Annotated in this window: 8 protein-coding genes and 1 pseudogene; 1 reads left to right on the top strand and 8 read right to left on the bottom strand. The window is 39.3% G+C overall.

The window, feature by feature from the left end; translation table 11 throughout:
* Positions 1-340 (bottom strand): annotated as a pseudogene (locus tag AC1DG9_RS19575) (glutamyl-tRNA reductase); the annotation flags it as partial.
* Positions 341-500: 160 nt separating this feature from the next.
* Between AC1DG9_RS19575 and AC1DG9_RS19580 the strand changes: the two are divergent.
* Positions 501-1,334 carry an alpha/beta hydrolase family protein gene (locus tag AC1DG9_RS19580; RefSeq protein WP_288879630.1) on the top strand — a complete coding sequence of 278 codons (834 nt, stop codon included), beginning with the start codon at positions 501-503 and terminating at the stop codon, positions 1,332-1,334.
* A gap of 57 nt (positions 1,335-1,391) precedes the next feature.
* On the opposite strand, the gene AC1DG9_RS19585 is transcribed toward AC1DG9_RS19580, so the two are convergent.
* The 7 genes from AC1DG9_RS19585 to AC1DG9_RS19615 form a co-directional block, all read right to left on the bottom strand.
* A complete protein-coding gene (locus AC1DG9_RS19585) occupies positions 1,392-1,907 on the bottom strand; it encodes a DUF2911 domain-containing protein (RefSeq protein ID WP_477635079.1) in 516 nt (171 codons plus the stop codon).
* A gap of 165 nt (positions 1,908-2,072) precedes the next feature.
* On the bottom strand, positions 2,073-2,984 hold the full coding sequence (locus tag AC1DG9_RS19590; protein WP_477635080.1) for a hypothetical protein: 912 nt from the start codon (positions 2,982-2,984) through the stop codon (positions 2,073-2,075).
* 28 nt (positions 2,985-3,012) lie between these two features.
* The gene (locus AC1DG9_RS19595; RefSeq protein WP_172660979.1) at positions 3,013-4,605 is read right to left on the bottom strand and encodes a RagB/SusD family nutrient uptake outer membrane protein; all 1,593 of its coding nucleotides are present in this window, start codon (positions 4,603-4,605) and stop codon (positions 3,013-3,015) included.
* A gap of 18 nt (positions 4,606-4,623) precedes the next feature.
* Positions 4,624-7,725 (bottom strand): SusC/RagA family TonB-linked outer membrane protein, encoded by a 3,102-nt coding sequence (locus AC1DG9_RS19600; protein ID WP_288879627.1) that lies wholly within the window; start codon positions 7,723-7,725, stop codon positions 4,624-4,626.
* A 56-nt stretch (positions 7,726-7,781) separates the two neighbouring features.
* Entirely contained in the window at positions 7,782-8,075 is a 294-nt protein-coding gene (locus tag AC1DG9_RS19605; RefSeq protein ID WP_477635081.1) for a DUF5110 domain-containing protein, read from the bottom strand.
* Positions 8,023-10,443 carry a TIM-barrel domain-containing protein gene (locus AC1DG9_RS19610; RefSeq protein WP_477635082.1) on the bottom strand — a complete coding sequence of 807 codons (2,421 nt, stop codon included), beginning with the start codon at positions 10,441-10,443 and terminating at the stop codon, positions 8,023-8,025. The genes AC1DG9_RS19605 and AC1DG9_RS19610 overlap by 53 nt, the downstream gene beginning before the upstream one ends.
* Positions 10,444-10,609: 166 nt before the next feature.
* On the bottom strand, positions 10,610-13,454 hold a 2,845-nt coding region (locus tag AC1DG9_RS19615; protein WP_477635083.1), incomplete at its 5' end, for a hybrid sensor histidine kinase/response regulator transcription factor.

A 13,454-nucleotide genomic window follows, 5' to 3' on the forward strand; every position in this document is an offset into this window, starting at 1 on the left:
GACTTTCTAAGGAACAGGATGTACGAAGCAGGTGATTAAACGCCTCGGCCTCTTCATAAACAGAAACATTTTCTATGAACTTATCCATGTATTGATCAGGTAGTCCCATATCTAACACAGTAAGAAAACGACTGATAAAATCTCTGTCGACTTTTTCTGAGGATGTGAATACGAATTCAACACGATTGCACGTTCCTACGTAGAATATTTCTTTAACTCCTAACTCAGATTGAATGTTTCTCAATCTGTCGTCCAGCGTCTGCTCACATATCACCAATTTACCTAAAGATTTGAGGTCAATCTGTTTATGCGTAAAAGCAATGATCTTTAAATATTCCAAAATCTATTATCCTGTTTATTTTTAGCGAAACAAAAGTAATAAGACGCCCTTGTTCCACTGTCATTATGCTGTAATTAAGAGTTATTTAGAAAGATTTTAAATAAATAGATTCATTTAAACATCCCGATATAAAAATTGTTATATTGGCTAAACACCATAAATGCAGACATATATGATACAAAAGGAGCAATTTACAATAAAAGGAGCGGATGAAAAAAACATATTTGGCGACACGACATATGACGATAAGAACACAAACATTGGTACCATAATATTTGTTCACGGCTTTAAAGGCTTCAAAGATTGGGGTGCTCACAACCTAATTGCCCAATGGTTTGCTAAAAATGGCTACCGGTATGTGAAGTTTAACCTTAGTCATGGCGGCGTAACAGCGCAAAATTTTAATGATGTAACCGACATGGAAGCCTTTGCTGATAACACATTTAGCAAGGAACTTTTTGATGTTGACCAGGTGGTTAACTATGTTTCAACAACCTACCCATCTTTCCCTATTTACCTTATCGGACATAGTCGGGGTGGCGGGCTATCCATTATAAAAGCGGCTAATGATGAAAGGATTGATAAACTGATTACCTGGTCGTCTATTTCAGATTTCTCGAGCCTTTGGAAAAAAGAGCAGGAAGAAGAATGGACCAAAACAGGCAAAATATATGTAGAAAATGCACGGACTAAAGAAAAAATGCCACTAAACAGCACTTTATTAGCAGACTTTAATGAGCACAAAGAAGCGCTAAACATCGTTAAAGCTGCAAGAAAGATAGACATACCCTGGTTAATTCTGCATGGCGATGATGATGTAAACGTAAAGTTTAGTGTTGCACAAGAGCTGGCACAAAACCAGCTTAACGCAAGAATACTAAAGATTGAGGGAGCCAATCATGTTTATGGGGCATCGCATCCGTATGCATCGGCAAGCTTACCTGAGCATTTGCAGCAAGTGGTTGAAAAGACACTGCGGTTTATTAGTACATAAAAACAGCGGGTATCATCCATATGGATGATACCCGCTGTAGCTTAAATTACTTACCTGCTATTTAACAGTAAACGGCACTACAACATTACCCCATAAAAGGCTAACTTTTCCTGATTTTTCAATCTTAAAAGTCATTTTTTCAGTTGCAGAAGCAGSTTTACCAGGTTTTACCGCTACACGAATTGCGTCATCTGCCTCAGTGTAATCAGTACCCCATTGTTTCCAGGTTTTGTTAAAGATAATTGTCCATTCTTTTTCTCCTGGAATTGTATACAAACCATATTTACCTGCAGCAAGGGCTTTACCTTCTACCTTTACATCTTTGCTTGTTTCAAATACAGTTGCTTCATTTGCTCCGGTACGCCATACCTTTCCATAAGGAGCAATATCGGCGCCTATTTTACGGCCTTTAACCGAAGGCTGACTGTAGTCAATGGTTACCACAGCTCCAGATGCAAGCGTTTCTTTTGCTATAGCTGGTGGGCTAACTCTTTTGGACTTGTCATCCTGAGCAGAGCTGGTCAGCGTGGTAAACAAACCAGCAATTAATGTTAATACAAATAACTTTTTCATAAAATTGAGTTTTTACCTCCAAGATAAGAAAATATGTTTAATAAATGCCCAGACTTCACCTGAATCAAAATGAAGCCCGAGCGGATTTAATTAAAGGATATAATAAAAAAGCCATTCATCCTTTTCAACATTTGATTGCACCAAACCAAATGACTTTACTTTCGCTTATTGTGAAGAAGCAAAGTTCTTTGTTATAAAGTTGAAAGAGAGCATAGCAGGTCCTTCGCCATCAACATCCTTATCCCTGATTACACCCAGTTGAAGCGTATTTTCATCAAGAGATAAAATCTTATAGGTTGTCCAGTTACTTATTCCCGTAATTCCATTCTTTGCAGGTTTGTATCCTCTAAGAATTGACCCTCCATTAATGGTCAATATTTTCGARTTCACATTTAAAAAATAAGTGCCGTTTTGTGTAATTCCATTTTCCATCGGTTTCACTGCTTTAAAAGAAGCAGTTCCTTTCAATCCAAACGTCATTACCCCATAATCACCTTTAGCCATCATATTTGGATAAATATCATTAAGTCCCGGTCCCCAATTCCAACAATCAGCACCATAGCATCCTGTGGTATTGGCACCCCATGGGCCGCCGTCTTTAWGCCAACCAATATTTACTCCATAAAATGCAAAAGGTCCTGCAAAATAAACCCCTTCCRTATCCAACACCCATTCTTTCTCATTACCCACACCACCAGAAAGCGCTATCCAAAGAGGGTCGTTCACGTAGTTCAAATTATCTTGTGTTACTTTTACGACTACAGAATCCATCTTCACTTCTAATCCTCCGCTGAGTACAGAAAATTTAATCACATAATCTCCCTTAAAGGCAAATTTAACTGTGTCTATCATCCTTCTGGAGGTTCCTGTTCCATAATCCCACATGGATATAGTTCCGGGTGTAGCGTTTTTAAGAATTACGGTATTTCCACCGGCATCTGCCTGTAAATCCTGGGTCACAGTGTACTGAATTTCTGATTTATCGAGCGTCCTGTCAATACTGTGCTCATTTTTTTTACACGCACTGAACAGCAAAGGCATCATCAGCACTGCAAATATTTTTATATTTAGTTTCATTTCTTTAATGATTAAAATGGATGATCTGTTACCAACCTGCATTTTGTTTTAACGTTCCATTAGAAAGACCGATCTGGGTATATGGTATTTGCTGCAAACCTTTTGTAGCAATGATATTTGCAGCAGATATTTTTTTCTCTGCACTTACACCACCATTTAATACCGTTGAAGTTTCGGCAATTTCCTGAGCTGCTTTATCTATTCCCTGACGTAGTAAATCATAATAGCGTATTCCTTCAAAAGCAAATTCCAGTCTGCGCTCTCTAATGATATTAGCCTGACTTATCGCCAGCGGAGTAAATGCACCCTTATATGCACGTTGCCTAACAGCATCAAAATAGGTTTGCGCATTTCCACTTCCCAGCTCTGCCGCCATCAACAATACGTCAGCATAACGGATAGATACATAATCCTGGAACTGGCCAATCTGGAAGCTGGTATTACCATGTGATTCTGGCAGAGGCTTGCCGTCTAAACCGATCATTGGGCTATATTTCTTTACATAGTAACCAGTATATTCTCTTTGGCCTTTTTGATTGGTGAAGGGCAAATTTTCGTCTACAATTGAAATGATAGAGCCTGCTCTTCTCGTATCGGTAGGCAAGTATGCATTCCACAGTTTAGGGTTTACTGTTTCAGCACCCCATCCGTTTCCATACGGGTAAAGTGCCTGCTCACGAATACCTGTCATTACCATCCAGTGGTTACCGTCGGTATTTCCTTCATAATCACTTGTATAAGTATATTTTATTGCAAAAATKGTTTCTTTATTATCCTCACCTGCATATGATGTTAATGATGCAGCAGGCCATAGGTTTGCAAAATTTTCAATTAAACCGTATCCACCTTTAGTAATTACATCTTCAAGATATGCAAGGGCTTCTGGTTTAGATACAAGACCAACTAAATCTGCCTTTGCATAGTAACCCGTATAGAACAAGAATACACGGCCTATCAGCGCTTCAGCAGCATACCTGGTAACCCTACCATGATTGGCAACAGCCTGAGCCGGATAAGCAACTTCCGGTAAATTTGCTGCAGCGAATTTTAGATCGTCAGCAATTACCTTGTAAACTTCATCCGGATTACTCTGTGGTAAATTCTCGGTAGATGGAGCTGTTAACAGTGGAATATTACCCCAAAGTCTAACCATATCAAATAGCAGGTAGGCACGCAGAAAGCGGGCCTCAGATTCGTATGTTTTTCTCAACTGAGTATCGTTACCCCATTCTATCTGATCCAATTTGCCCAGAAGGGTGTTGCAACGAAACAGCGCTTTATAATACAAAACCCAGTTTCCATTATATAAATTTTGGTCTGATGGTGAACGCGACTTATCAAATTCATCAATCATCTGATAACCAAAACCATCGGAATTTCCGGTTGCGCCAAAAGTATTATCAGACATTACTTCGGCTGCAACCGGCAAGGCAATACCCTCAGACCACACAATTTGCAATCCGTCATAACAACCAACAAGTGCAGTAAATGCATCCTTTGGTGTTTTGTAAAAATTTTGATCTGTTACTGCTGTCACTTGCTCAGTATCCAGAAAACCTTTTTTGCATGCACCTAACGATAAAAGGCTTAGTGCAACAGCATATATTTTTATAGCTTTCATATTTTTATGATCTTGTAGTTAAAACTTAAGATTGGCTCCTATCATGAATGTTCTTGGTCTTGGATAATAACCTAAGTCTATACCCGACGCGAATCCTCGAGTACCATAACCTATTTCCGGATCCATTCCATCGTATTTTGTAAAGGTGTAAACGTTTAATGCAGCAGCATATAACCTTACCTGTTTCAGGTAGCTCTTTTTAAATACCTTACCAAGATCATAACCAACAGTGATGTTACTGATCCGTAAGAAATCACCTTTTTGAATATACAGATCAGAGAAATTACTCCAATTCCGGTTGTCTTCTGTTAAACGGGGAATGGTATTCGATGAACCCTCTCCGTGCCATCTATCGAGTATTCGGGTGGTATAATTACCGAACTGACTAGACGGATTTCTGTAAGATTGAACAATATCATTTCCGGCAACCCCAGAAGCCACAACAGAAAAATCGAAACCTTTGTAATCACCCGAAAGTGTGATACCAAATGTATAATTCGGGTTCGGATTACCAATCATGCCTCTATCCAGATTATCTATCATACCATCTCCGTTAACATCTACATACTTAACATCTCCAGGAGCAGCAGTTGGTTGTATTACCTTACCATTGGCAGATCTGTAATTTTGAACCTCGGCTTCATTCTGAAAGATACCGGCTGTTTTTAACCCCCAGAAATAACCAATTGGGAATCCGGTTTGAGCACGATAGAACTCAAGTGCATTGTTGAACAGTTCATTCTCTCCACCATGAATAATTTCATCGGAAGTAGGAATATTTGTAACTTTATTTTTATTGTAAGCACCATTAACCCCAACAGAATAATTAAATTCACCCACCTTGTTTCTATAAGTAAGTGCCAGTTCGAGACCTGTATTCTTCACATTACCACCATTAATAAAAGGAGGAAGGGCTCCAGCTGTGGCAAGAATTGGTACGTCTATTAACCAATCTTTGGTAGTTTTATTATACCAGTCGAAGTTCAACGCAAATTTGCCTTGCAAAAAATTAGCATCAAATCCGATATTAGTCTGTTCTGAGGTTTCCCATTTCACCGCGGGATTGCTGATTCGTTCCTGGTAGCCGCCTGGAGTAAGCACACCCTCATCAGGGCCAAAAATATAGTTTGTATTATTTAGCTTAATTGGTGCCAGATATTGAAAAGCAGCTATGTTCTGACTTCCTACCTGCCCCCAGCTGGCACGTACCTTAAGAAAGTCTAACCAGTCCTTTTGTCCCTGCATAAAACTTTCGTTTGTTACGACCCAGCCTGCGGAAACAGAAGGGAAATACCCCCAGCGGTTTGCCGGGCCAAAACGTGAAGAACCATCAGCTCTGAAAGTGGCATTTAACAGGTATTTTTCTTTGTAGTTATAATTTAACCTGCCAAAATAAGATAGCCTGCGATCCGGCTCGTTAGGTCCACCCCCAATAGTAATACCTGCTACGGTTTTACCGGTTGCGTTACTTAGCCAGGCATAATCAAAACCATCAGCAAACAAATTGGTATTGGTTCCAAAAATATTAGAACCATCTGCACGATATGCAGAACTACCCACCATGGCTTCAAAAGTATGGTCATTATTTAAGGTAAATTTATAGCTCAATAAATTATCCCAGATCAGAGATTTACCTTTATTCATCGACTGGCTGGCTTTGTTAACAAGGTTATAAGTGTAAACCGAAAGGCTGTAGACAGGGGTATAAGAACGACTTTCGCCTGCACTGTAATCCATACCTAAGCTGGTTCTGAATTTTAGATTTTTAACCGGTTCGATTACCATATAAATATCACCCAGTATACGCTGAGTATTATTTTTGTTCTGGCTGTTATATACCATAGATGCATAAGGATTTGCCTCAGCATTGTTCCATGTAGACTTACTGTTGTCGAAGAAGTTTCCATCCTCATCATACATCTTCAAAAATGGGCTGGCACTAAATGCTCCACGAAGCGTGTTATTATACTGATTACCAACACTTATACCATTATTTTTAATATCTGTATAGGTTAAGTGCTGACCGATTTTGATGATATCTTTATAAAAATTATGCTCAGAATTGATTTTAAAGCTGTAGCGTTGGTAATTAGACAAGCCTTTGCCCCCTACTATACCTTCCTGCCCGGTATAAGATAAACCCAAGGAATAAACTGAGGCTTCAGATGCACCGGATGCACCAAGTGCATAATTTTGTGTAAGCGCATTGTCTACAAACATCTCGTCCATCCAGTTTGTACCTTTGCCAAAAGCTTTTATCTCATCATTAGTGAACAGTGGTTGTTTCCCCCCGTTTACAGCAGCTTCGCTCATCATAGCTGCGTATTGTGAAGCATCAAGCAACTCTAATTTTTTTGCAACATTTTGTACACCTGCGTAAGCATCAAAAGTGATTTGTCCTGTCTGCCCGCGTTTACCTTGTCTTGTGGTTACCAACACAACACCATTAGCCGCCTGCGAGCCATAAATAGCCGCAGATGCAGCATCTTTTAAAACATCGATCGATTCTATATCTGATGAGTTTAAATAGGTGATATCGCCGGTAAGCACTCCATCCACAACATATAGCGGCGATGCATTGCCAATGGTACCTAAGCCTCTTATGGTTACTTTGATGTTTTCGCCAGGCTGACCAGAAGTAGATGTAATCTGTACGCCGGGAGTTTGCCCCTGTAAACCCTGCAAGGCGTTAGTGGTACTTTGCTTTTGCAGCGTTTCTCCTTTAATCTGAACTGTGGCGCCGGTTACCAGTTTCTTTTGCTGAACGCCATACCCCACTACCACTACTTCGTTGAGGCCCTGGTTATCTTCAGCTAAACTAATGTTGATGGTGTTTCCTTGTCCAACTGTTACTTCTTTGGCTACAAAACCAATAGAGCTAACCTGTAGTACATCCCCGGTTTGGGCATTAATGGTGTATGCACCATCATTATCGGTCCCTGTTCCGCCAGTTTTTCCTTTTACTTTTACCACTGCACCCGGTATGGCGAGCCCATCCGCTGCAGTTACTTTTCCACTGATCTGACGCTGCTGTGCAAATAAAGATTCGCTAAAAACAAGCAGTGAAAGAAACATCAGCAGAAAAATATGTTCTCTTTTAATCATAGAATTCTTTTTCATGCCGTTCATAAAGATTTAGTAAATAATTGATTCATTTTATATTGGTTTAATTTTAGTTAGAGCTTTATTGTAGTAGCCTTACCATTGTAAGTAATACTATGATTCGCCTTTTGGTTAAAGTCTAATGCCTTGGCTGATTTAGGGGTAATCACCACGATCTTAAATGTTCTATTTTCCAGCATTCCCTTAAAACTTCCTTTGCGATCACCTACTGTAAGCGTTTTGGTTTTTTCGTCGTAATTGAAATCTACCGTAGCAAAAGCACCTTTCTCATAGTTGTAATTGGTACCCTCATCCTCATAAAGAGAGAATGAAGCATTTTTTCCGGTATACACAAAGAGATAAATCATACCATCCTTGTCCTGAAGGCAGATACACATCTCTGTTCCTGTCTTTGTACTTATAAACAGGATTAATTAATAGCGAAGGGCCAAAAAGGAATGCATCCGACAAATTAGAAGCTTTAAGGTCCTGAGGAAAGTCCATCATTAAACCGCGCATCATGGTATAATCGTGATGATAAGTGTTGCCGGCAATTGAATAGATATAAGGCATCAGTCTATATCGCAACTTATTGTAGTACAGCATGCTTTTATAAGCAGGGTGACCCTCTGGCGCAATGTTATAGATCTCTCTGAAAGGAAACTGTCCGTGTACCCTAAACAAAGGAACAAAAGCGCCAAACTGATACCATCTGGCATTTAGTTCTCTCCACTCTTCCAGGTCTTCTTTATTAGGTTTCTCATACCGTTTTTCAACAGAAAAACCACCAATATCCATGGTCCAGTAAGGCATACCCGAAAGCGAAAAGTTTACCCCTGCACCGATCTGGGTTTTCATGTCTTCCCATCTCGAAGCGATATCTCCGCTCCAGGCCGCAGCAGCATATCTTTGCAGGCCTGCATATGCCGACCGTGTTAAAATAAACACCCTGTTCTCGTTGTTTACTTTACGTTGTCCTTCGTAAACACCTTTGGCATTAACCAGTGGAAATGCATTGAAATAAGTTGTAGACGATCCTTCATAAGTTGGATTCATCAGGTCTTTTCTAATCTCCACCGGTAAATTCGAATGCATATCCGGTTCTGTAGCATCCATCCACCAGGCATCTATACCTTTGCTATACAACCTTTTGTTCATCAGCTCCCAAAATGCAGTTCTCGCTTTAGGATTAAAAGCATCGTAAAATGTATTCGAATATCCTTTGCCTATCCAGTCTACACGGCCATCCACTATGTTTCTTTTATAAAGGAAATTTTCTTGGTTTAATTTATCATAGATATCGAAACCCTTATTAAACTTAGGCCAAACAGAGATCATCAGGTTCACATTTTGTTTGTGAAGAGATTTGATCATCCCATCAGGGTCAGCAAAACGCTCAGGGTCAAACTGCTGACTACCCCATTCCGGCTGCTTCCAGTACGACCAATCCAATACAATATTATCAAGTGGAATTTTTCTGTCGCGAAATTCTTTTACCGTTGATAAAATCTCATCCTGTGTTTTATAGCGTTCTCTGCTTTGCCAAAAGCCCATAGCCCATTTTGGCATTAATACCGCTTTTCCGGTTACTGTGCGGTACCCGCTAATTACCTGATCGGCATTTGCACCCCCAATAAAATAATAGTTAATTGAGGCACCAGATTCGGAACTAAGCGCAAAGGTATTTTTTAATGATTCTGGCAAAGGAGGCAAACAGGTTATACCCAGATATGATTCTCCTCCATCTGGTATCCATTCTATTTTGATTTTGGTTTTCTTATCTTTTTTTAATTCCAGATCTAGTATTGCCGATCCTGAATTCCAGGCCTGACGCCAAAAATCGGCAACAAGCTTATCATCAAACCAAACTTTAATATAACCTGCATATTTTAACTGAAGCTGATACAGCCCTTCAAGTTCGCTTCCCACGGCTCCCTCATAATGCACCACGGCATCCTGCATTTTTATGCTTGAAGGAAATTTATGCTGATCTGTTAACCAGTTTATAGATAATTCAGATATAGGTTGCTTAAGCAATACCTTTCCGGGTTCAGTTTTTGAAGTATAGGAAGCGGTAAGCCATCCTTCATCCCCTTCTTTAGAAAATAATTTCAATGCAGTTAAAGGCTGGTAATCTCTTATGTCGCCAGCGCGTGTAATTGAATAATTATCCCAAAGCAGGCCATAACCTTTATTAGAAACAAAAAAAGGAACACCTATTTCTGTATTGTACTGCACAAGATCTACCCTGCGTCCGCTATAATTTACCAGCCCTTGCTGGTGCTGCCCCAAACCGTAATATGCTTCATTTTCCTGCGCATCGAATAGCTGAGAAACCTGATAGGATGGCTCTCCATTAAATACTTTAGGGATAAGTGAAAGCCCTTCTGTTTTTGTTTGGGCCAGTAACACCTTACCGTTGGCATCACGATAAGTGATTAAACCTGTTTTAGTAGATACTTCAACTTTTAACGATGAAGTACTTAAGGTTACCTGGTCGGCTGAGTTGGTTGTTGTAAATTTAACAGCAGCATCTGAAAGCTTAACAGCCATTAAACTTTTGTCGCCAGGAAACTTGTCTGTCGCAATTGCAGTTACATGAATGATCTGATCGGATACTGGCTGAAGTTTTATTTTTTTAATTCCTGAGGGAGAATGTTGAATGGGAATTTCAATTCCTGAGGTTGTTTGCACATCATCTTTTACTTGCCCGTTTACATTTATATATAGTAACATACTACCTATAAATATTACGGCGCTCACCCTAATTTTTCGCATAGAAATAAATACTGTTTATACTTGGTTTATTTATTTCTAAAGGTATATGCAAGCAAAAAAAGGCAGGGCATTCAAATGATAACAATTAGGTATTCATATGTTAACAAATCTGCTAAAATGAGCATTAAACAGACTCTTGATCGGGTTTTGTTAAGGCATACGCTGATGGCAGCATATTGAATTCCTGCTTAAAATATTTACTGAAATGTTTAGGGTTACTGAAGCCAACTTCATAGGCTACCTCGGCAATGGTCATTTGCGATTTCAGCAACAAGGGTTTAGATTTTAGCAACCTGTAAGAGCGTATGTATTCTACAGGTGATTTACCTGTTAGCGGAAGTACTTTTTTATATAAACCTACCCTGCTCATATTCATGTCTGCACTTAACTGGTCGACAGTATAAGCGGAGTCTGACAAATGTTTTTCTATATGAATAGACAACTGTCTGATGAACTTATCGTCAACAGATTCAATTTCTGTTTCCAGTGGTTTAAACTCTACCTGCTTTTGGTAGGTCTTTTTTGAAAGCGCCTGCTGCTGCAGTAAGTTCCTTATTTTAGACAAAAGGATCTCAAAGTTAAAAGGCTTGGTCATATAATCACTTGCACCGGTTTCAAGGCCCATCAATTGTTCGTCTTCGGTAGTTAGCGCGGTAAGTAATATCACAGGCAAATGGGCCGTACGCTTATCCGCTTTAATTTTCCGACAAAGATCAATACCGTTCATTTCAGGCATACTCACATCACTAACAATCAAATCAGGATGTATCGAAAGTATTTTTTGCCAACCTTCTTTACCATTGGCTGCCTCGGCTATCTGGTAGTATTCTTTTAAATTATCCTTTAAATAAAACCTAAAATCCTCATTATCTTCTATCAGCATGAGCACCGGCTTTTTACTTTTCCATACAAACTTGGGATCGCTTACCGAATTTTCATCTACCCCAGCGGTAATGAGCAGGTCGAGCTTAGGTTCCGGATCGGAAGTTTCCATATCCGTTTTAGGAAAAACAAGGTAAACTGTAAATTCAGTGCCTTCATTCACAATACTATCAACCGTAATATGCCCACCATGCAACCTTACAAATTCCCGGGTAATCGACAAGCCTATACCACTCCCCTGGTTAACAATGGAATCGGGAACGTCATTTTGAAAAAACCTTTCGAATATCCTTGCCTTGTTATCTTCTGGAATACCAATACCCGTATCAGAAACTTTAAGAATTAACTGGGTTTGTTTTTGTTCATTAATGGTAGTGAGCAAACTTACTTTCACTTTACCACCCTGTGGTGTAAATTTAAATGCATTCGAAAGCAGATTAAACAGTATCCTTTCAATTTTATCATGATCAAAAAAAGTAATCAGGCTCTTTCTATCGGTTTGAAAACTAAAACTGATGTTCTTTCTGTCGGCTATATCACTAAAGGAAAACGACAGCTCCTGAATAAAAGAAATGATATCTCCTGTTTTAGGATGCAGTTTTAATTCGTGCACTTCCATTCTTCTAAAATCCAGCAATTGATTTACCAGATTCAGCAAGCGGCGCCCGTTCCGCTGAATCATCTGAAGTTGCGGTCTCTCTGAATCCTGAGCTTGTTTAATCAGTTTCTCAAGTGGCGTAATGATCAGCGACAAGGGCGTTCTGAATTCGTGACTTACATTGGTAAGAAATTTTATCTTAAGCAGATCCAGTTCATGCATCCGTTTCGCTTGTTGTCGTTCCTGTTCTATTAAAAACTCCTTCTTTATCCGTTGAATGCCACGATGCCGGATAAAAAACAGCGTACCGCCAATTAGCAATACGTAAATGATATAGGCTAGCGTTGTTCTCCAAAATGGAGGCATAATGGTAATATTAAGGCTGGTCTCATTGTTCACCCAATTTCCCGAAGCATCAGTAGAAACCACTTTAAAAGTATATTCACCCGGATCAATATTGGTATAGGTTGCCAATCGGTTATCCCCCTGAAGTTCCTGCCAGTGCTGATCAAATCCTTCCAGCCTATACCGGTATTTTATTTTTTGAGGATTAAAAAAGTTCAGTGCTGCAAACTCAAGTGCAAATCCATTCTGGCTATGGTTCAGCTTTAAATCTTTTGTAAAAATGATAGACTTCTTTAATAAAACCCTTCCATTTACCTGGTCATCAATGCCAATACTCCTGTTAGAAATCTGCAGATCGGTAAAAACGATAATAGGCCTGGTATTGTCATTTCTGATATCGCCCGGTTTAAAAAGATTAAAGCCATTTGCCCCTCCAAATAAAAGTTCTCCCGATTTGGTTTTATAGCCTGCATTGGCATTAAACGCATTGCCCTGCAAACCATCATGTTCATCATACTTACGAAAGGTATAAGAGAATTTGTCTGTGCTTATCTTCTTAACAATGATCTCAAACAAACCATTCGCCGTGCTTATCCAAAGATTTTTGTCATTATCTTCAACCACTTTTAATGTAGTCATTTCAGTGAGGCCATCTTTACTGTCGAAATTCTGGAACTGCCCTGATTCAGGATTTAGCCTACTTAAACCATCACGTGTAGATATCCATATAAAACCATAGCTATCCTCCATCATGCCATAAACAACATTATTAGTCAACGATTTTTTATTGCCTGGTTTATTCTTGTAATGAACAAATCTGCCATCCTGTTTCATTTCATCAACGCCTTCAGAGGTACCTATCCATATATTGCCTTTTCTATCCTCTATTAAACAGGATAGCGAATTTGAAATTATACCATTCTTTTCTCCTACCTTTTTGTGAAGAAAAATGTGTTTGTTTCTATCGAATTTATCCAGCCCACCACCTAAGGTAGCAATCCATAAATTTCCTCTCCGGTCTTCAAGAATGTCCCACACCCGGTCATCAGTCAAGCTATTTGTATCTTGGCTATTGTGTTTATAATTGATGAACTTTGTACCATCAAAGCAGCTTAACCCGCCAAAATAAGTACCTACCCATAGC

The organism is Pedobacter sp. 05L430 (assembly GCF_056397585.1).